Here is a 19712-nt window from a genome sequence, read left to right as displayed (position 1 = left end):
GGCAAAACCTATCAACCCTATATAGATTTTTAATCAAGGGGTTGAGGGTGGGGGTGTATGATAGCCCCACCTGTTATATAGGCGGGCACATACGCTGTGCCTGCTAGGCGTAAAATAAAACTCACATTCTCAAGGGAGAACTACCATGGGCGTACTCGTTGGAAAACAAGCACCAGACTTTACCGCACCAGCTGTACTAGGCAGCGGTGAGATTGTAGACAGCTATAACTTTGCTGAAGCAACTAAAGGCAAAAAAGCTGTAGTATTCTTTTACCCACTAGACTTTACCTTTGTATGTCCTTCTGAGTTGTTGGCTTTCGACCACCGCATTGCGGAATTTGAAAAGCGCGGCGTAGAAGTGATCGGTGTTTCTATCGATTCTCACTTCTCTCACAACGCCTGGCGTAACACTCCTGTAAACGAAGGTGGTATTGGCCCAGTTAAATACACCTTGGTTGCAGATATGACTCACGCTATCTGTAAGGCTTATGATGTTGAATCAGAAGGCGGTGTTGCTTTCCGTGGTTCTTTCTTAATCGACGAAGATGGTTTAGTGCGTCACCAAGTGGTCAACGATCTTCCATTAGGTCGTAACGTAGATGAAATGTTGCGTATGGTTGATGCACTTGCATTCCACCAAGAGCACGGCGAAGTATGTCCTGCTGGCTGGAAAGACGGTGACAAAGGTATGACTGCATCACCAGAAGGTGTTGCTGCTTACTTGTCTGAGAACGCTTCAAACCTATAAGGTTAAGCGTTTAAAGTAAAAAAGCCGCTGTGGAGCAATCCATAGCGGCTTTTTTATGTGTAGTAAAACGAAAAGTTTACTCTTCTTCTAGGCTGGTTTCATCCATGGCTAGATTGTCGCCTACTGGTAGTGGCCAGCCACCTAGATCCTTCCAGCGATTTACAATTGTACAAAACAGGTCGGCTGTTTTTTCTGCATCGTAAGCTGCAGAGTGGGCTTCGCGGTTGCTAAACTCAATTTTCGCTAGCTGGCATGCTCGTGCTAAAACGGTGTGGCCAAAGGCTAAGCCCGATAGTGTGGCTGTATCGAAGCACGAGAATGGGTGAAAGGGGTTGCGCTTAACATCGCAGCGGTTGCTGGCGGCGTTAACAAAGCCCAAATCGAAGTGCGCGTTATGTGCAACCATCACTGCGCGGTTGCAGCCGTTCTCTTTTACCGCTTTGCGTACAGAGCGGAAAATTTCGTTAATGGCTATATCTTCCGGCACGGCGCAGCGGTCGTCGCTGTCTAGGTCTATGCCGGTAAAGTCCAGTGCGCTTTGCTCTATGTTCGCACCTTCGAATGGGTCTACATGGAAGTCGAAGGTTTCGTGGCGATGCAGAACCCCGTCTTCATCCATTCTTAGGGTAACTGCAGCAATTTCTAATAGAGCATCGGTGTGGCTGTTAAAGCCGCCTGTTTCAACGTCAACAATTACGGGCAAAAAACCGCGAAATCGAGCTGCAAAAGGTGTTTTACCGTTCTCATCTAATTTTTCGTTTTCAATTGTCACAATAATTCTGCTTATTCCGCTGGTGTCAGAGTCCAATTCAACGTTTCGCCAGCTTTAACTGGCACTAGCGTATCACTTCCGAAGGGCAGGTTGGACGGTACTGTCCATGCTTGCTTGGTGAGGGTCACTTTTGTTGTGTTGCGCGGTAGGCCGTAAAAGTCGGGGCCAAAATGGCTGGCAAAATCTTCTAGTTTGTCGAGTGCGCCGGCTTCTTCGAATGCCTCAGCATAAAGTGGTAGCGCGGCAAAAGCGGTGTAGCTACCTGCACAGCCACAAGCAGCTTCTTTTTTACTTTTTGCGTGGGGGGCAGAGTCGGTGCCTAAAAAGAACTTTGGGTTACCACTGATTGCAGCACTAATTAGAGCTTGCTGGTGCGAGCTGCGCTTTAAAATAGGCAAACAGTAATAGTGTGGGCGTATACCGCCTGCGAGCATGTGGTTGCGGTTGTACAAAAGGTGGTGCGCAGTAATGGTTGCCGCTACGTTGGGGCCTGATTTAAGTACAAACTTGACCGCATCTTCGGTAGTAATGTGCTCTAAAACGATTTTTAGCGTTGGGAAGTCCTTAACAAGCTGCTCCATTGTGCGGCTTAGAAAGGTTGCTTCGCGGTCAAAAATATCGATATCTGCATCGGTAACTTCGCCGTGTACCAAAAGCTTAATATTGTGCTCTTGCATGGCAGCAAGGGCGTCGTAACAGTTTTTTATGTCGGTAACGCCTGAGTCTGAATTGGTTGTGGCGCCGGCGGGGTAGAGCTTACAGGCCACTATGCCTTTGGCCGCTGCCTCTGCTATGTCTGCGGGGCTGGTTTTTTCGGTAAGGTATAACACCATTAGCGGGGTAAAGTCGGCGTCTTCCGGTGCGTGGGCAAGAATGCGTGCTTTGTAATCTAGTGCCTGCTTGGCGTTTAGTACGGGGGGCACAAGGTTAGGCATAATAATGGCGCGGCGAAAGTTGCGGGCGGCATCGGATACGGTGTATGCGAGGGCATCGCCGTCGCGCAGGTGAATGTGCCAGTCATCGGGGGCGGTAAGAGTAATTTTTTCAGACATGAGTTCTTGCTGCTTATTGGCATTCAAGCCTGTGGCCACAGGCGGTTAGCGTTGTTGCCGATTTCTGCGCATGTTGCGAGTCGGCGTTTTGTGTGTGGCTTGCATGCTACCTTAATTCCACTTTTATTGCATCGTTCTAAAGTTTCCCCTCGCGCTGCCGAAATCCTATAGGAGAGGGTGCGTAGTGCCGTTTAATGTCTATTGGGACGCCAGTTATGCGTGATATTTGGGTTGGGTTTTGGGTGTGCTTACTTGTGTCGTTGCCGGCGCAGGCGGTTACCTATTCCAACCATATTAATACCAGTGAGTGGGAGGCGCGCAGCTCGGTGTTTGAATGTAGGCTTGAACACACGGTGCCTTACTACGGCAAAGCGGTATTTCGTACCCGTGCGGGTGAACGGTCTGGCTTTTTCCTAAGTGCTAAGGCCTCTCGTTTTAAGGCGGGCGAGGCCAAGCTAACGACGCGAATACCTGTGTGGTTTAACCCCAATGAAGAAGAGCGCGAAAGTCTTATGGGGGCGGCGCCCATTAAACAGGGTAAGTGGCCGCTGTGGTTAGATACTACTTGGGCCGAGCGCATGATGGCCGAGTTAAGTGAGGGCAACGAGGTAGCCATAAAGCAAAAAGTTTGGTTTAACAGCGAGGCCGAAGAGGCTGAGCTGGCGCTGTCTAGTATTGGCTTTAAGAAAGCCTATCGCCGTTATTTGGATTGCTTGGCAGGTTTACTGCCCGCCAATTTTGATCAGCTAAAGCGCACGGCTTTGTATTTTGAGCCAGGTGAAACCGATGTGCTCAGCCCCGGATTGCAGCGGCAATTAGATAAAATTCTTGCGTTGGTGAAACACGACAATAAGTTGAGGATGTTTTATATCGACGGTCACACCGACAGTAATGGCGATAGGGCCGAGAATTTAGAACTGTCGAAAACGCGGGCCGAACTTGTTTCTACTTATTTGAAGCGCCGTGGTATACCCGAAGATTGGATTGTGATTCGTTGGCATGGCGAGCGCTACCCAGTAGCTAGTAATGCCACGGTAAACGGCAGGGCGCGCAACCGACGCGTAACAGTGCGCTTAGAGCGCATTGAAGAAATAGATGTTTTGCCTCTAGGGGGTAAAAGCGACACTGCTGCCGCAGTGGGGGATGGTCAGCGCGCCCATGCCGGCGATGCGAACGAACAATAGAAGGGCCGCTAATGGCTAGTAATAAACTACTAATTGCTAGCAGTTAAAAATTTAGTGGCCCCGGTTAGTTAGCCGCCAAGTTGTTCGACTAATTTATTTATTTGGTTCTGTAACTCTTCTACTGTTAATTCAAGCATTTCTACTCGTTCAAGCAGTTCTGCATTGTTTTGTGGACTATTGCTTTGCGCTGGGGTTGAAGTATTGGTGGTTGCCGGTATTTGCGCAACTGTTGTGGCTGCATCGCCACTAAAAAGATGGGCGTAACGCGATTCGCGCTTGCCTGGCTCGCGCTCCAGTTTTACCACATAGCTACCGCGGCTATGGTCAATGAGGCCCTGAAGTACCTTTTCTGTTTCCTGCACATCGGCAAATGTACACAGTCTATTTGTGCGAGTGCGCAGCTCCCCGGGTGTTTGAGCGCCGCGCAAAAAAAGCGTGCATACAATTGCTAGCTCTTGCTTGGTGAATTGCAGCTCGCCAAATTCGCTATTGCAAAACCTATGTTTGTACTTGGGTATGCGATTGCCGACTCTAGACTCGACCACTAACCCTTGCTTTGCCAATGCATCTAAACTCTCTTGCACTTCGGTTTCGGAGAGGTTTAAAACCGGTTCTCGATTTGTTTTTTGGTTGCATGCATTGGTTAAGGCGTTAAGTGACATTGGGTATTGGTCGGGGGTGGTAACTTCCTTTTCAATTAATACGCCAATAACGCGGGTTTCGTTAAGTGATAACTTCATTGCTATGCGCCTGTGTCCGTTTGTTGTTATTTGGTTAGCATAACCGCGGTTAGCTAACCATGTTGTCGGAAGGTTGTGTTTTTTCGGGTGTTACTTTATTGCTGTTACTTTGTTAGGTTACATAGGTAATTCTTTTAGTAGTACACCCGCCCAGAAATGTTCTTGAAACCAAGTGGCCCCCTGTTTGCGAGCAAGCTTTAAGTGCTGTTGGGTTTTGGCACTATCGCCGTCGCGCCAAAAGCGCATCGCGGTATAAAAGTGTGCATCGGCCAGTTCACATACATCTTTGGCTTGATCTACTGGCGTTGTCGCTGGCGCTTTTTCTGCAGTTAGGTAATTGTAGAGTATCTTTTCCCAGTCGTTATTAAGTTGCACGTTTTCTAGCATAAGTGGCAGTGGGGTGTTGTTCGAAATAGACTGCAGCCAGTTTGCGATTAAATTGTAATAAATATTCTCTGGGTCTTTTTTTACAAGCTTACGGTATTCAAGCGAAGCTTCATCCCAGTGGCCAGTGCTGGCTTTGTAGAGCGCAAAGTCGCGGTAGGGCTCGGCGTACTTTAAGCCATTGCTTAATAAAGTTTGCGCAAGTTCGGCGGCTTCTTGGTATTTATTTAAGTTTATATAGGTATCTATTAGCAGCGAGCCGTTCCAAGCGTCTTGCTCTAAGGAATAGGCTTGCGCTGCAAATTTATGCGCTAAAGGGTGTAAGCCTAGTCGTAGGTATTGCAAGCCTACTAGGCCCGCGGTGTCAGCGTTTTCTTTGTCTGCCGCTGCGGCTTTTGCACCGTAGTAGGCTGAGCGCTTAAGAAGTGGTTTTTGTTCGAAGTTACATGCGCGAGATTCAATCACTCCATTTATTGCGTAGGCTAAACGTTGGTTGTTTTCTGGGTCGTCTGGTGCGTATTTTACCGCATGCTCAGCAGCGGCTACGGCCATCCAGTCGTGTTCCTTTTCAGCGTATTGTTCGCTTAGCTCTTTCCAAGTGTGCGCATTGCGCGGCTGCTGTTGGATGGCGCGAAATAAAATAGGAATAAGAGTGTCTGCGCTTGCGTCGCCGCTCAAGCGAGCATAACTGATTTTGGCCGGCGAGCTCACATCTTGCCGTATAAACGGGTTTAGCGCGTTAAACGCGGCTTCTACTTCTTGCTCGGAATAATCATTTTTCCAAAAGCTGGCCCACATTAGCGTGTCGTAATGAGCTTGTTGGATGTTAATGTTGTCTGGTTGCATGGCCAGCGATTTAGCAAATAGCTTTTCGGCTAATAGCAGCGGCATAAGCTGCTCGGTTTGCTCCCAGCGATTGTATTGCTCTGCGCCCATGTCGAAATAATCGAAGGCGGTAAGAGGCTTTTTAAAGGCGGGGGTGTCTTGTTTGGGGGCATTGGTCCCGCAGCTGCTTAAAGCGAGCACAGTCGCCGCAATTGTCACTGCACGGCTTAGGGTATTGGTATATTTGTTTTTCATTGTTGTAGTCCATGGTCCTTGGTGTCGTTATTTTTAAGCGTTATGGGTTAGGGCAAGTAACCCAGGCTCTCTGCTTTTTCAAACGATGCCATTGAATCTTCAATTAATGAATTGAAGCCCTGAACCATGCCGAGTACGTGCCATGCCTCGCCACTCTTTTTGTTTAGCGCCACTGCTTTTTTCGCGGGCTCCAGCGCCTTTTCGAAGTTGCCTAGCTCAATGCGGTGGCGTGCTAGCGCTAGTTGATAGGAGAAACTTTTCTCGCCATTTTTACTTTTTATATTTTCTAGCTCTGCCAGACCCGAGTCTGCAGGTGCGGCCCGCTGGCTTACCATCCACGAGCCTATTTGGTTTAGCTTTGTTAGCTGAGCGTAGTAATCTTGATATTCTTTAACGCTTAAATGGTGCATGGGTTTGGTGAATTCCATGGTTACCACATAATCGTTACCTTTTACTTCGCCTTTTTGTTTTAAGGTGAAGTATGGGGTGGTCATATCGTCACTGGCACCTAACAACGTGGGGATGGTGTGATCGGTACCACGAAAAGTAGAGGTGGAATAGAGCTTCCATTCAGTTACGTCCCAGTACGCATTCTTTCTTGTATCTGGAATTTGCATGCTGGAGTAATTGCCAAACAAATTATTTGCTTGGCCAAAACTCGCGCCTAAAGTTTCAAAGTTATCTTCACTATTTTTAAACGTTAACGTGCCTTCTATATATGCTGGTTGCCAAAGTTTCTCGCTGTTTTTAACGTTGCCTACAACACTAAAGTCGAGCGAATTGCTAAATAGCGAAGAGAGAAAGTTTGAAATATCGGTTTCTCTATCGTTGTTGTGAATCCACCAGTTGCGAATGTTTTGCTCGAAAAAGCCTGATAGTTCTATGCGTACATCAACTTGCATTTCGCCATTGTGTGGACGGTGATAATCTAGCTTTACGTGTGCGTAGTCATCTACAAAGCCTTCGTTGATGGTGGTGAGCTTGCCGCCAGTGCCATCGACGATTAAAGCCGTTTGACCTTTGGCGTAGTTAGACATACCTGGGTATAAGCTGCGATCGCCAGTGGTATCCATCCAGATGGGGGCGTAGTTTCCACTGGCTGGTATGTAAATTATCATGTGGTCGAAGATGAGATTGACCAGCGTTGTATCGCTGCGGCCAGCCGAAGCTGTTTCTACCAGCGCGGGAAGAGCGTGTACACCTAGCATGCGCAAAAGCGCTACGCCTACAACGGTTTGATCCTTACAGTCGCCGTAATTATTGGCAACAATTTCATTGGCGAAGTGGGGTTCATAGCCACCGCGGCCCAAGTGGGCGAACACATACCGAATATTGGATTGTAAGTAGCTGTATACCGCTCGAATCTTTTCTTCTCTCGTCGCGTTTTCGGCTAGGTTGAAGCTTGAAACAATGGCTTTAAGTTCGTCGGTTGGCTGGATCTTGTCCTTCACGTTGCTCCAAGTCCATGCATCCACAGCGCTCCAGTTATTGAGCGTGGATATACGTAGCATGGGGGCAAGCTTGTGCAGGTCTTCGCTCCAGCTTTCTGGGTAGAGTGGGGCAACCTTATTAATGCTCCAGGTGCGGGTAGTGATGCCATTCGCTTTTTTGGTTTTTGCTTTGGCGGGGAACCCCATGAACGCTTTGGTGTGGAGGGTAAGATCGCTAGGCGCATTGAGAGTGAGGCTGTAGTTATGAACATAGTCGCCTCGCCAGCCGTCATTGCCCACTTTGGCTTGAAACCAGTAGGGCATGGCTCTTTCGGTGAAAAGCTCGGGAAAGGCTAGCTCGTTACTGGTTTGCGAATACTGAAACTCGATAATTGAGCCAGGAGAAACATCGGGCAGAGAAAAAACCAATTCACTGCTGTCGGAATAGAAATCTTGCCCGCCTCCCGTTACTCGCACCTGCACGGCATCGCTGGCGAGGTTGTTGATTTTACCGGTTGCAGAGCGCACGCGAGCGAAGTCGAGGCTTGTATTCGAATAGTAATGGTTGTATTGAATGGCTAGGCGGCCGTAATCGCGCGCGGCTTCGAGTGTATTGATACGTATGGAGTAGTAATTTTGCTGCTCCCAGTGGCCGCTGGCCTTGACGCTGCTGGTATTGATTGCGTGCAGCACCTCCGCTTCGTGCGCAGTGGCGGGTATTTGGGCTTGTGCTTGCAGCGACGGCGCGAGGCTAGCTTTTACCGGTGGCTCCTGCATGGGTTTGGGCTCTGTATGTGCGATACCGCAAAAAAAGCAGAGGATAAAAAGGGTGGCAAGGTGCAAAGGTGATGAAAAGCTGCGCGGGGGTAAAAAGGTCATGTATCAATCCAATCGTGTCATTATATCTGGGCCTAGCACTCAATTGCTGGGGCTTGTTTCCATATTATGTAAACCGCGTGTGTTCGTTCGAATAGTGGTGCGGGTACCAACTAAATGTATCATAAACAAATCGGTCAGGGCATTCGGTACGTGCTTCTTTGTTAGGGCTTTTGCGCAAATACCTATGGGAAAATGGAAGCTAAATACCTCTAATGGCGTTTTTAGGCTAATTGGTTGATCAATTGCGCTCAATTATGGAGCGCAATACTGTTATTTGGCGCGTGTAGCGTATACAATTGCGCCCCCAGAATTAGGGCCAAGTGCTTTAGTGCTGGAACCTTGTTCATCAATCCCTTTTTTCTTTTTCTGCGCCATTTAGCTGGCCGTCTGTAGCGGAGTTCGTATGTCTACAAACAGTTCGATCAAAAAAGTTGTTCTAGCCTATTCTGGCGGCTTGGATACTTCTGTAATTGTTAAATGGTTACAAGAGACCTACAACTGTGAAGTAGTGACCTTTACCGCTGATATTGGCCAAGGTGAAGAAGTGGAGCCCGCGCGTGCTAAAGCCGAAGCGTTGGGTGTGAAAGAAATTTACATTGATGACTTGCGCGAAGAGTTCGTACGCGATTACGTATTCCCAATGTTCCGCGCGAATACTATCTATGAAGGTGAATACCTTCTAGGTACCTCTATTGCACGCCCACTTATTGCTAAGCGCTTAATTGAAATTGCCAACGAAACTGGTGCTGATGCCATTTCTCATGGTGCGACTGGTAAAGGTAACGATCAGGTGCGTTTTGAGCTGGGTGCATACGCCCTTAAGCCTGGCATTCATGTTATTGCCCCATGGCGCGATTGGGATTTAACTTCCCGCGAAACCCTTATGGACTACTGCGCTAAGCACAATATTCCTGTTGATTACACCAAAGCGAAGAAGAAATCGCCTTACTCTATGGATGCTAACTTACTGCACATTTCTTATGAAGGCGGTATTTTGGAAGATCCATGGGCAGAAGCAGAAGAAGACATGTGGCGCTGGAGTGTTAGCCCAGAAGCTGCGCCAGATCAGCCTGAATACCTTGAGCTTACCTTCAAGCACGGTGATATTGTTGCCATCGACGGCGTAGAAATGTCTCCTGCCACTGTACTCGAAACCTTGAACAAGCGCGGTGGTGCACACGGCGTGGGTCGTTTAGATATCGTAGAAAACCGCTATGTAGGCATGAAGTCTCGCGGTTGTTACGAAACCCCAGGGGGCACCATTATATTGCGCGCTCACAGAGCAATCGAATCTATTACTCTCGATCGCGAAGTGGCTCACCTTAAAGATTCATTAATGCCCAAGTACGCCGAAATGATTTATAACGGTTACTGGTGGAGCCCAGAGCGTCAAATGTTACAAACCGCTATCGATAACTCGCAAGGCCCAGTAAATGGCGATGTGCGGGTTAAATTGTATAAAGGTAGCGTAACCGTTGTGGGTCGTCGTTCTAACGACAGCCTATTTGACGAAAAAATAGCAACATTCGAAGACGATGCTGGTGCTTACAACCAGAAAGATGCCGAAGGCTTTATTAAACTCAATGCTCTGAGAATGCGTATTGCAGCTCAGAAGGGACGTAAACTGCTGTAACACAGTTTTTTACGCATAATCCGAGGGGTTTGCTAACCTTACTGATGCAGCCAAAAGCGCTTCACTGGTGTTGGTAAACTTCCCTTAGCTATTTTCGTATCTGTTTTACCTAACAAATACAAAATAGGCTAATAAGAACAAAAACTAATCTTTACTCGTCGTATTACTTGCTAAATGCGGTAAGTGAGTGGAGAAAACTATGTTATTTGACCTACATCAATCGCACAGCGATACGGCTCCCTATACTTATGGGTTCGAGCCTATGGTGCGAAGTCGTGTCCGTTAGAAAGTTAGGGCGGCGCTAATTAGTGTAACAGTGCGCCAATACTATGCTTGGCCCCGTCAAATAACTATGTGTTGGTACATACAGAATTTGTTTTTAAATTTAAAGAGAAGGTGTGACTATGACCAGCGATCAGGCTTCCCATTCGGGGCTTGAATCTAGCGCGGGAGCGACTCCTGCGTTGGACGATAAATATAATTACCAGGTGGTGCGGCAGTTCAGCGCCATGGCAATTGTTTGGGGTGTGTTTGGCATGGGTATGGGGGTGCTTATCGCCGCCCAGCTAATGTGGCCAGAACTCAACGACTTTTTCCAACCATACAGTCACTTTGGACGACTTCGCCCATTGCATACCAACTCGGTAATTTTTGCATTTGGTGGCTGTGCGTTGTTTGCAACCTCGTACTATGTGGTGCAGCGCACCTGTCAGGCAAAACTGTTTGGTGGCTTTTTAGTGCCGTTTACCTTTTGGGGTTGGCAGTTAGTTATTGTTTCTGCTGCTATTACTTTGCCAATGGGGTTAACTACTACCAAAGAATATGCCGAACTAGAGTGGCCAATTGATATTCTTATTGCGTTAGTGTGGGTCTCTTACGCTATTGTGTTTTTTGGCACCATTGTTAAGCGTAAGACCTCGCATATTTACGTAGCTAACTGGTTCTTCGGTGCATTCATCGTAACTGTTGCTATTTTGCATATCGTTAACAGTGCGGCTGTTCCCGTATCGCTTACTAAGTCTTACTCTGCCTATGCTGGCGCCATGGATGCGATGATCCAATGGTGGTATGGCCACAACGCTGTGGGCTTCTTCTTAACAGCGGGCTTCTTGGGCATGATGTATTACTTTGTGCCTAAGCAAGCGGATCGTCCGGTTTATTCCTACCAGCTTTCTATTGTTCACTTCTGGGCTCTAATTTCTATCTATATTTGGGCTGGTGCTCACCATTTGCATTATTCTGCGTTACCCGACTGGGCACAGTCTTTAGGTATGGTGATGTCTTTGATTCTGCTAGCGCCTTCTTGGGGTGGCATGATTAACGGTGTAATGACTCTTTCTGGCGCGTGGCACAAATTGCGCACCGACCCAACATTGCGTTTCTTAGTGGTTTCATTGTCGTTCTACGGTATGTCTACCTTTGAAGGCCCAATGATGTCTATTAAGACTGTAAACGCCTTATCGCACGATACCGATTGGACTATTGGTCACGTACACGCAGGTGCATTAGGTTGGGTTGCAATGATTAGCTTTGGTGCCTTGTACCACATGATTCCAATCTTATCTCGCAAAGCCACTATGTGGAGTGTGAAGCTTATTAACACGCACTTCTGGTTAGCTACCGTGGGTACTGTTTTATACATCTGCTCTATGTGGGTAAACGGTTTGATGCAGGGCATTATGTGGCGTGCATACAACGCCGATGGCAGCTTGACTTACAGCTTTGTTGACTCTGTTGAAGCGAGCTACCCAGGTTACTTTGTTCGTTTTCTTGGCGGTGCGTTTTTCTTAGTTGGTATGTGCTTAATGGCGTATAACGCCTACCGCACTATGAACGATGCAGAAGAAGAAACCGTTGCAGAACCAGCGCAAGCCTAAGGAGACCGACAATGAAGAATCATGACATAGTTGAAAAGAACATCGGTTTAATGGTTGTACTGGTAATTGTTGCTATTAGTTTTGGTAGCTTGGTGGAAATTGTGCCGCAATTCTTTTTGCCGCAAACTTCCGAGCCAGTAGAGAACCTAAAGCCGTTGGCAGCCGTAGAACTTGAAGGTCGCGACATATACATTCGCGAAGGCTGCCACGTGTGTCACACCCAAATGGTGCGTCCATTGCGCGCTGAAGTTGAGCGTTACGGTCATTACTCGGTAGCCGGTGAATCTGTTTATGAGCATCCATTTTTATGGGGCTCTAAGCGCACAGGCCCGGATTTGGCTCGTGTAGGTCAACGCTACAGCGATACTTGGCACAAAGCGCATTTGTACAACCCGCGCAACGTAGTGCCAGAATCCAATATGCCAGCTTTCCCATGGTTGTTTGATGCCAAGCTAGATGGCAAATACACCGCTAAAAAGATGGAAGCGTTACGCAAAGTTGGTGTGCCATACACCGATGAAGATATAGCTGGTGCTCAGGAAGCTGTTAAAGGCGTTACTGAAATTGATGCGCTAGTTGCGTATTTGCAACAACTTGGTTTGCTATTCACCCATAAGCGGTAATTCCTATGGAAATTAGTAATTTGCGCGGTTTATCTGTTGTTTTTATGTTCATCGCTTTTGCGGGCGTGTGCTGGTGGGCATTTGCCCCCAGCCGTAAAAAACGCTTTGAAGAAGACGCGAACTTACCGTTTGCCGACGGCGAAGATGAAAACAAATCTGACGCGCAGAAAAAAGATAACCAACTTCATTCTGCTAACGCCGAGAATGAAGAGAAGCGAGACGAACAACAATGAGCATTTTTTGGAATTTTTGGATTATAGGGTTAACCCTCGCGTGCCTAGCGCTTGTATTTTGGGTGCTTATGGCTAACCGCAAAGTTGCGGTATCTGACGATGAAGAGGCCGAGAACCGTACCACTGGCCACGTTTACGATGGCATTGAAGAGTACGATAACCCGTTACCATTGTGGTGGTTTAAATTATTTATTGGCACCATGATTTTCGGTGCGATCTACCTTATTATTTACCCTGGGTTGGGTTCATATAAAGGTATTTTAAACTGGACGTCTGTAGGCGAGCTTAAACACGATCAAGAGAAAGGCTACGAAGAAGTTGCCGAAACTTTTGAACTTTACGCCAATACGCCAGTAACCGAGTTAATGCACGATGGCGCAGCCATGAAAATGGGTGTGCGTTTATTCGCAAACAACTGCGCGGTTTGTCACGGTGCAGATGCTGGTGGTAACTTTGGTTTCCCTAACTTAACCGATAAAGACTGGTTATACGGCGGCACCCCAGAGAAGATTAAAGAGAGTATTACTCACGGTCGTCAGGGTAGTATGCCGGCTTGGGGCAACATTTTGGGTGATGAGAAAACCCAGTTAGTTGCTAACTACGTGTTAAGTCTTTCAGGTGCAGAGCACAACGCAGAAAAAGCGGCGCAAGGTAAACCTTTATTCGCTCAAAATTGCGCAGCTTGTCACGGCGCCAAAGGTAAGGGTGTACAAGCTGTTGGTGCGCCAAACTTAACCGATGACATCTGGTTGTATGGTGGCAGTTTAGAAGAGATTGCTCAAACCATTAACAATGGCCGATCCAACCAAATGCCAGCTCAAAAAGATCGTTTGCGTGAAGAAAAAATTCACGTGTTAACGGCTTATCTCCTTTCTTTGTCTATCGACGAATAAGCTAGACATTGCGGTGCAGTAAATACTGCATCGCCCGCCCTAGGGAAGGGGACCAATTCAAAAAAGGCCTCGGGATCAACCCGTAAGCAAAGCACTTCAATCAACGGTTAGTTGTGGAGTATCCATGGCCGAAACACCTTCTAATTCAGATTCGTCCGCTGAAGAAAAAGCGAAAATCAAATATGTTGATTTGTACGAGGCTGAAAACAAAATCTACACCCGCAAAATAACTGGCTTTTATCAAGCTATTCGCCGTTATACGGGGCTCCCTCTTATTGCGGGTTACTTGCTGTTACCCTGGTTGATGATCGAAGGGCACCCAGCAGTTTTATTTGATCTCCCTGAGCGCAAGTTCCATATTTTGTGGCTAACTTTTTGGCCGCAAGATTTTATGTTGTTGGCTTGGCTACTCATTATTTCTGCGTTTAGCTTGTTCACGGTAACGGTCATGTTTGGTCGCGTGTGGTGCGGGTTTACCTGCCCGCAAACCGTGTGGACTTTAATGTTTATCTCAGTGGAGCATTTTTTTGAAGGCGACCGCAACAAGCAAATTAAGCTCGATAAGCAGGGTTGGAGCCTAGAGAAAATACTCCGCAAAGGCGGTAAGCATACTGTTTGGGTGTTAATCGCCTTAATAACGGGGCTTACATTTGTTGGTTATTTCGTGCCTATCCGCGAGCTAATTAGCGGGCTTATTCCACACCAGAACGCAACAACCGGTATGCTTGTTGTTGATGCGCACCCAGCCGCAATTTTTTGGACGATCTTTTTTACCGGCATGACCTACTTAAATGCGGGTTGGTTGCGCGAGCAAGTGTGCAAATATATGTGCCCTTATGCGCGTTTCCAGTCGGTTATGTACGACAAAGATACTTTGGCGGTACATTACGATGCTAGTCGTGGTGAAACACGTGGCCCGCGTAAAATGAAAGAAGATCCCAAGCAAAAAGGTTTGGGCGATTGTATCGATTGCTCTTGGTGTGTTCAGGTTTGCCCAGTAGATATTGATATTCGCGACGGGTTGCAATTTGAATGCATTAACTGTGGGCTTTGCGTCGATGCATGCAATGCCGTTATGGATAAAATGGAATACCCACGCGGCTTGATTCGCTTCGCTTCGGAGGATGAACTAGAAAACGGTAAAACCAAGTTTTTCCGCCCGCGTCTATTCGGCTATGCGCTCGGCGTAGTATTAATGATCGGTGCATTTATAGGCGCAATTATTATTCGTACACCACTGTCGGTGGATGTGGCACGCGACCGCGGGGCAAGGCTCTATCGTATTAGCAATGATCAAGTGCAAAATGTGTACACGGTCAAAATTAATAACATGAGCCAAGAGGCGCATGAGTACGATATTCAAGTAAGTGGCGATTACCCGTTCAGGTTGCACCACTATATGGAAGTTGAACTGGAAGCTGGTGAAGTGTTTACCATTCCATTGCGGGTTTCTGTTGAGCGTGCGCAACTTGATGTAGAGAAAACAGATTTAACGTTTAAGATTACCTCAAAAACAGACCCTCTATTAACCGCTACAGAAGAAAGCCCATTTATTGGGCCTGCGGTTAAAAGTAAATAATTGTGCGTTACCCAATACGCCTAGCTAATTAAAGTGAAAGTAAACAATGAGTAATATGAATAACGCACAAACCGAAGGGAAACCTTGGTATAAAGAATTTTGGGGCTGGTTTGTTTTTGCCCCGTTAATATTTATTGCATGTGTATGTAGTGTACTGCTAACGGTAGCCTATTCATTAAAAGATGATGTGGTTACCGATGATTACTATAAAAAAGGGCGCATGATTAATAATACCTTTGCCGCAACGCGTGCAGCGCAAGACTTAGGCTTGACGGCAATGGTTGCGATTGATGCGACAGCAGAAAATATTACGGTTAGCTTAAACGCAACCAGCCCGGTGTTTGCTCCCGAGATTACACTTATATTTTCTCACCCAATGGAATCGGGGTTGGACAAAAAATATAAACTAGTGCGTCAGCCCGGTAGCAATGAAACTGCCGTGTATACCGCCGCAACTGAAGCACCTATAAAGGGGCGGCATTACTTGCAGTTGTCCTATTATGTGGATGCGCCTAAAGCTATGCGCACCGAAGAAGACCCAGACCCCAAAGTAGAAGCGTGGCGGGTAGTGGGTGAGCTCGATGTGTCTGCTAATGCTACTGTTACTTTAACACCGTAAATTATGGCGCATAGCTGCTTTCACTGTGGGTTGCCTGCGCACGAACAATACAGCGCAACGGTAGATGGCGAACTCCGCAACTTTTGTTGTGTGGGCTGTCAAGCTGTTGCTATGGCAATTGTAGAAGGCGGCCTAGGAGATTTTTATCAGTACAGAGAAAGCACTAACCCAAAAGTAAAAGAAGTGAGCCAGGCATACTTGGAGTTTGACCTACATGAAGTTCAAGCCGATATTATCTCCCGCGTGTCCCAATCTACTTTTCGAGTTAGGTTTTATCTCGAAAGCATTTCCTGTGCTGCATGCGCATGGCTAATTGAAAATTATTTGGGCCAAACAGAGGCAATAAGTCGTGTGAGCGTGAATGCAACCACGCAAATTTGCACTATCGAGTGGGATAAATCCAAGTTGCCGCTTAGCAGCCTAATGCATAAATTGGAGTTAATTGGTTACAGCCCGCGCCCAGCATCTAGCCAAGCCGCTGCCGAAAGCGCGCGCAATATACAGCGTAGCCACTTAATGCGTTTAGGTGTTGCGGGCATAGGGATGATGCAAGTGGGTATGGTCGCGGTGGCATTGTATGCCGGCGGTATTCAAGGCATAGAAAGTGGCTGGCAAGGTTTTTTGCGCTGGGTAAGTTTTGTATTTGCCACACCGGTTATGCTTTATAGCGCGCAGCCTTTTTTTTACAGTGCTTGGCGCGCACTTAAGTTAAAAAGTTTGAACATGGATGTGCCTGTATGCATAGCTTTAGTGCTTGCTTACGGCGCCAGTATTTACGCAACGCTAACCAATACTGGCGAAGTGTATTTTGACTCGGTATCTATGTTTACCTTTTTCTTATTGTTGGGGCGCTATTTGGAAATGCGCGCGCGCCATAGCAATCAAAATAAAAGCCAGCATAACCTAAATTTATTGCCTCTTACCGCGCAAAAAGTACAAGACTCACAATATATAACGGTACCGCTAAAAAGCGTAAAAGTTGGCGATACGCTGCATATTGAAGCTGGGGCTGTTTTTCCTGCCGATGGTACGGTTATAGCTGGTTCCACTACTGCAGATGAATCTCTTTTAACTGGCGAATCCACTCCTGTTAATAAAACAAAGGGCTGCAGTGTTATTGCAGGCTCTGTGAACGGCGATACGGCCGTTACTATCTGCGTAACTGCAGTGGGCGACAACACCGCACTCTCGGTGATTGAAAACCTAGTTGATGAAGCGCAGCAGCAAAAACCTGCACAGGTAGCTTTTGCCGATAAAATAGCGGGCAAATTTGTGGCTGCGGTGTTGGTAGTTTCTTGCGTGGTGGGAGGGTATTGGCTGTGGCAAGATTCCTCGCGCGCGCTGTGGGTGGTGCTCTCGGTTTTGGTTATTACATGCCCCTGTGCGCTTTCCCTTGCAACACCGGCAGCGCTTACCGCTGGTACAACTAAGTTGCGCGAGCAGGGCTTTTTGGTGCGCAGTAAGCATGTTTTAGAAACGCTCGCAAAAATTAATCACGTGGTATTTGATAAAACAGGCACGCTTACCGCGGGGCAGTTCTCCATCGAGCAAGTAGTTTGCGTGCGTGAATCATTTGACGAAGGCAGCGTACTTACCCTCGTGGCGGCGCTCGAGGCGCACAGCCGCCATCCCATTGCTTCTGCATTTAAACACATTCCTTTTATCGAGCCCGCTTCGCAGGTATCTGTTATTCCAGGCCTAGGTATAGAGGGCGATTGGATGGGCGCGCGCTACAAGTTTGGCAAAAAAGAGTTGGCAGCCGAGCATGTAGATTTCCCGCCTGCAATTTCTAGCAACAGCACAGGGCTGTGGCAATGCTTAGCGGATAGCAACGGCGTGGTTGCGTGGCTGTGCCTTAGCGATACAGTGCGGCCAGAAACAGCAGAAGTGTTGAATGGGTTGCAGGCGCAAGGGTTGCGCACATCGCTACTTAGCGGTGATAGGCAGGCCAATGTGGATAAATTTGCGTTAAACCTTGCGCTTGCTCACCAAGCAGGTGACATATTGCCGCAGGGCAAGCTCGCTTACGTAAACGAACATCAGCAAGCCGGCGATACCATAATGATGGTAGGCGATGGTATTAATGATGCGCCAGTGCTATCGGGGGCAGACGTTTCTGTTGCCATGCCTAAGGCGACGGAGCTGGCGCAGATAAAATCGGATGCGGTATTGCTACACGACAATTTACACACGCTATTGCAGGCGCTTGCCACCGCAAAGACTGTACAGGCGGTTATTCGACAAAACCTTGCTTGGGCCTTGTTATACAATGTGCTGGCACTTCCTGCGGCGGCTATGGGTTTAATTCCACCGTACCTTGCGGCGGCGGGTATGAGTTTAAGTAGCCTTGTCGTTGTAGTTAACTCATTGCGCGTGGCACGCACTTAATTTACGGTGCTTATATTGCAGTACGCAGGTGACAGCTAATTAGCTTAGCGCGGCTTTTTACTTAGCTATAAAACCGCTAAAATCCCTCTTTTTGCGTACTTTTATCGCAAACATAACGAGTGCAGGCTCCCCATGGAAGCAATCTACCTTCTTATTCCCATTGCTCTGGTCTTTTTAGTTGTGGCTATTGGTATATTCTTTTGGGCGGTAAAAAATGGTCAATACGACGACCTAAATACAGAGGCCCGCAGAATACTGTTTGATAACGATAAGCCTGCGGTTAAAAACAAAGCAGATATTAGCGATAAAACAGCAAATAGCGAGAACAAAACGCAGTGATTTGGGAAACATTAGTCGCAGCATTCTTTTTAGGTTTACTTGGTGCTGGCCATTGTTTAGGTATGTGCGGTGGTATAGCTGCAGCGCTTTCTTTTGCATTACCCGCTAATAAAACCCCTCAAAAATTAGTATTTTTAACCGCTTATAACGCTGGTCGCATTGCTAGCTATACCTTTATAGGCTTGATGGCTGGGCTTGTAGGTTGGTGGTTAGGGCAAGTTACGGGGGCGGTTTACCTGCGTATATTTGCCGGTGTGCTGCTTATTTTGCTGGGCTTATACCTAGCTGATTGGTGGCGGTTACTGGGGCTATTGGAGAAAAGTGGTGCGGGCTTGTGGGCAAAAATACAACCCATTGGCAATCGGCTGCTACCGGTTAAAACAGTACCGCAGGCGGCGCTATTAGGTTTGATTTGGGGCTGGTTGCCGTGCGGCTTAATATACTCCGCACTTGGTTTCGCGCTGGCTTCGTCAAACTCAAATGCGCTTTATGGTGCGAGTATTATGCTGGCCTTTGGCTTAGGCACGTTGCCTGCCGTGTTTACTGGTGGGCTTGCTGCAGAAAAGATTTTAGCATTGTTTAAATTGCGCAACGTACGCATAGGGTTCGCGTTGTGTTATATCGTTTTTGGCGTTTGGACTGTGTATATAGCCATACAGCATGCAGGCCACTCGCATCACACAACGGGCGAGCATGCAGAGCATAATCATGTGCATGCAGAAAAAACGGATAGCCAATATGCCCCAGAGGAAGGGCAATTAAATAATGACGATAACACCCATAATAATTCTCAGGAAAATCCTCAGCACCCACCGCACCATTCACATCACCATTAATTTTATTAAGAGGACAAAATAATGAGACTTTTACACACCATGCTAAGGGTTGGCGACCTCGATGCGTCGCTACATTTTTATACCCAAGTATTGGGGATGAAATTACTGCGCAAACAAGATTTCCCAACCGGCAAATTTACACTTGCGTTTGTAGGTTACGGCGAAGAAAGCGATACTGCTGTAATAGAACTAACGCATAACTGGGAAACCTCATCGTATGAGTTGGGCAATGGTTATGGCCATATCGCTTTAGGGGTAAACGATGTATACGCTACCTGCGAAACTATACGAGCAGCAGGGGGTAAAATTGTACGAGAGGCTGGGCCTATGATGCATGGCACAACAGTTATTGCATTCGTAGAAGACCCCGATGGATATAAAATAGAGCTAATTGGGTGTGAGTAAGTAGGCTGCTCGTACTTT

General features: G+C 47.3%; 18 protein-coding genes. 13 read left to right on the top strand and 5 right to left on the bottom strand.

Features of this window, described 5'->3' with window-relative positions; all coding sequences use genetic code 11:
* The first annotated feature begins 145 nt into the window (after positions 1-145).
* Entirely contained in the window at positions 146-748 is a 603-nt protein-coding gene (locus tag SDE_RS12720; RefSeq protein ID WP_011468907.1) for a peroxiredoxin, read from the top strand.
* 76 nt (positions 749-824) lie between these two features.
* On the opposite strand, the gene rnt is transcribed toward SDE_RS12720, so the two are convergent.
* Together rnt and pyrC are read right to left on the bottom strand one after the other, a co-directional pair.
* The gene (gene rnt / locus SDE_RS12715) at positions 825-1520 is read right to left on the bottom strand and encodes a ribonuclease T (RefSeq protein ID WP_011468906.1); all 696 of its coding nucleotides are present in this window, start codon (positions 1518-1520) and stop codon (positions 825-827) included.
* A gap of 11 nt (positions 1521-1531) precedes the next feature.
* A complete protein-coding gene (gene pyrC, locus SDE_RS12710) occupies positions 1532-2572 on the bottom strand; it encodes a dihydroorotase (RefSeq protein WP_041325735.1) in 1041 nt (346 codons plus the stop codon).
* Positions 2573-2787: 215 nt separating this feature from the next.
* Between pyrC and SDE_RS12705 the strand changes: the two genes are divergently transcribed.
* Positions 2788-3756 carry an OmpA family protein gene (locus tag SDE_RS12705; RefSeq protein ID WP_011468904.1) on the top strand — a complete coding sequence of 323 codons (969 nt, stop codon included), beginning with the start codon at positions 2788-2790 and terminating at the stop codon, positions 3754-3756.
* A gap of 68 nt (positions 3757-3824) precedes the next feature.
* Here SDE_RS12705 and SDE_RS12700 read toward each other — a convergent pair whose 3' ends face one another.
* The 3 genes from SDE_RS12700 to SDE_RS12690 all read right to left on the bottom strand — a co-directional run bounded on the left by SDE_RS12700 (position 3825) and on the right by SDE_RS12690 (position 8269).
* Positions 3825-4496 carry a YceH family protein gene (locus SDE_RS12700; protein WP_011468903.1) on the bottom strand — a complete coding sequence of 224 codons (672 nt, stop codon included), beginning with the start codon at positions 4494-4496 and terminating at the stop codon, positions 3825-3827.
* 117 nt (positions 4497-4613) lie between these two features.
* Positions 4614-5960 carry a hypothetical protein gene (locus SDE_RS12695; RefSeq protein WP_011468902.1) on the bottom strand — a complete coding sequence of 449 codons (1347 nt, stop codon included), beginning with the start codon at positions 5958-5960 and terminating at the stop codon, positions 4614-4616.
* A gap of 47 nt (positions 5961-6007) precedes the next feature.
* The gene (locus SDE_RS12690) at positions 6008-8269 is read right to left on the bottom strand and encodes a DUF3857 and transglutaminase domain-containing protein (RefSeq protein WP_011468901.1); all 2262 of its coding nucleotides are present in this window, start codon (positions 8267-8269) and stop codon (positions 6008-6010) included.
* 403 nt (positions 8270-8672) lie between these two features.
* Here SDE_RS12690 and SDE_RS12680 point away from each other — a divergent pair, with 403 nt between their 5' ends.
* The 11 genes from SDE_RS12680 (at position 8673) to gloA (ending at position 19694) form a co-directional block, all read left to right on the top strand.
* Positions 8673-9902, top strand: a complete 1230-nt coding sequence (locus tag SDE_RS12680; protein WP_011468900.1) for an argininosuccinate synthase — start codon at positions 8673-8675, stop codon at positions 9900-9902.
* A gap of 404 nt (positions 9903-10306) precedes the next feature.
* Positions 10307-11779 carry a cytochrome-c oxidase, cbb3-type subunit I gene (ccoN, locus tag SDE_RS12675; RefSeq protein ID WP_011468899.1) on the top strand — a complete coding sequence of 491 codons (1473 nt, stop codon included), beginning with the start codon at positions 10307-10309 and terminating at the stop codon, positions 11777-11779.
* 11 nt (positions 11780-11790) lie between these two features.
* Positions 11791-12402 carry a cytochrome-c oxidase, cbb3-type subunit II gene (gene ccoO / locus SDE_RS12670; protein WP_011468898.1) on the top strand — a complete coding sequence of 204 codons (612 nt, stop codon included), beginning with the start codon at positions 11791-11793 and terminating at the stop codon, positions 12400-12402.
* A 5-nt stretch (positions 12403-12407) separates the two neighbouring features.
* Complete coding sequence (locus tag SDE_RS12665) at positions 12408-12635, top strand: CcoQ/FixQ family Cbb3-type cytochrome c oxidase assembly chaperone (protein WP_011468897.1); 228 nt, start codon at positions 12408-12410, stop codon at positions 12633-12635.
* Entirely contained in the window at positions 12632-13528 is an 897-nt protein-coding gene (gene ccoP, locus SDE_RS12660) for a cytochrome-c oxidase, cbb3-type subunit III (protein ID WP_011468896.1), read from the top strand. The genes SDE_RS12665 and ccoP overlap by 4 nt, the downstream gene beginning before the upstream one ends.
* A gap of 124 nt (positions 13529-13652) precedes the next feature.
* Positions 13653-15107, top strand: a complete 1455-nt coding sequence (gene ccoG / locus SDE_RS12655; protein WP_011468895.1) for a cytochrome c oxidase accessory protein CcoG — start codon at positions 13653-13655, stop codon at positions 15105-15107.
* A gap of 46 nt (positions 15108-15153) precedes the next feature.
* A complete protein-coding gene (locus SDE_RS21345) occupies positions 15154-15726 on the top strand; it encodes a FixH family protein (RefSeq protein WP_011468894.1) in 573 nt (190 codons plus the stop codon).
* 3 nt (positions 15727-15729) lie between these two features.
* A complete protein-coding gene (locus SDE_RS12645) occupies positions 15730-18114 on the top strand; it encodes a heavy metal translocating P-type ATPase (RefSeq protein WP_011468893.1) in 2385 nt (794 codons plus the stop codon).
* 132 nt (positions 18115-18246) lie between these two features.
* On the top strand, positions 18247-18453 hold the full coding sequence (gene ccoS, locus SDE_RS12640) for a cbb3-type cytochrome oxidase assembly protein CcoS (RefSeq protein ID WP_011468892.1): 207 nt from the start codon (positions 18247-18249) through the stop codon (positions 18451-18453).
* On the top strand, positions 18450-19289 hold the full coding sequence (locus SDE_RS12635; protein ID WP_011468891.1) for a sulfite exporter TauE/SafE family protein: 840 nt from the start codon (positions 18450-18452) through the stop codon (positions 19287-19289). Before ccoS ends, SDE_RS12635 begins: the two co-directional genes overlap by 4 nt.
* A 21-nt stretch (positions 19290-19310) precedes the next feature.
* Entirely contained in the window at positions 19311-19694 is a 384-nt protein-coding gene (gene gloA / locus SDE_RS12630; RefSeq protein WP_011468890.1) for a lactoylglutathione lyase, read from the top strand.
* The last annotated feature ends 18 nt before the right edge of the window (positions 19695-19712 follow it).

Source organism: Saccharophagus degradans 2-40 (genome assembly GCF_000013665.1).
Taxonomy (GTDB): Bacteria; Pseudomonadota; Gammaproteobacteria; order Pseudomonadales; family Cellvibrionaceae; genus Saccharophagus; species Saccharophagus degradans.
Note: the sequence above shows the minus strand (reverse complement) of the source record. Positions and strands in the feature narration are given on the sequence as shown.

Excerpts from the sequence above, each read along its gene's own strand:
- SDE_RS12720 (WP_011468907.1), top strand. The coding sequence starts at position 146 with ATGGGCGTACTCGTTGGAAAACAAGCACCAGACTTTACCGCACCAGCT.
- pyrC (WP_041325735.1), bottom strand. The coding sequence starts at position 2,572 with ATGTCTGAAAAAATTACTCTTACCGCCCCCGATGACTGGCACATTCAC.
- SDE_RS12705 (WP_011468904.1), top strand. The coding sequence starts at position 2,788 with ATGCGTGATATTTGGGTTGGGTTTTGGGTGTGCTTACTTGTGTCGTTG.
- SDE_RS12700 (WP_011468903.1), bottom strand. The coding sequence starts at position 4,496 with ATGAAGTTATCACTTAACGAAACCCGCGTTATTGGCGTATTAATTGAA.
- SDE_RS12695 (WP_011468902.1), bottom strand. The coding sequence starts at position 5,960 with ATGAAAAACAAATATACCAATACCCTAAGCCGTGCAGTGACAATTGCG.
- SDE_RS12690 (WP_011468901.1), bottom strand. The coding sequence starts at position 8,269 with ATGACCTTTTTACCCCCGCGCAGCTTTTCATCACCTTTGCACCTTGCC.
- SDE_RS12680 (WP_011468900.1), top strand. The coding sequence starts at position 8,673 with ATGTCTACAAACAGTTCGATCAAAAAAGTTGTTCTAGCCTATTCTGGC.
- ccoN (WP_011468899.1), top strand. The coding sequence starts at position 10,307 with ATGACCAGCGATCAGGCTTCCCATTCGGGGCTTGAATCTAGCGCGGGA.
- ccoO (WP_011468898.1), top strand. The coding sequence starts at position 11,791 with ATGAAGAATCATGACATAGTTGAAAAGAACATCGGTTTAATGGTTGTA.
- SDE_RS12665 (WP_011468897.1), top strand. The coding sequence starts at position 12,408 with ATGGAAATTAGTAATTTGCGCGGTTTATCTGTTGTTTTTATGTTCATC.
- ccoP (WP_011468896.1), top strand. The coding sequence starts at position 12,632 with ATGAGCATTTTTTGGAATTTTTGGATTATAGGGTTAACCCTCGCGTGC.
- ccoG (WP_011468895.1), top strand. The coding sequence starts at position 13,653 with ATGGCCGAAACACCTTCTAATTCAGATTCGTCCGCTGAAGAAAAAGCG.
- SDE_RS21345 (WP_011468894.1), top strand. The coding sequence starts at position 15,154 with ATGAGTAATATGAATAACGCACAAACCGAAGGGAAACCTTGGTATAAA.
- SDE_RS12645 (WP_011468893.1), top strand. The coding sequence starts at position 15,730 with ATGGCGCATAGCTGCTTTCACTGTGGGTTGCCTGCGCACGAACAATAC.
- ccoS (WP_011468892.1), top strand. The coding sequence starts at position 18,247 with ATGGAAGCAATCTACCTTCTTATTCCCATTGCTCTGGTCTTTTTAGTT.
- gloA (WP_011468890.1), top strand. The coding sequence starts at position 19,311 with ATGAGACTTTTACACACCATGCTAAGGGTTGGCGACCTCGATGCGTCG.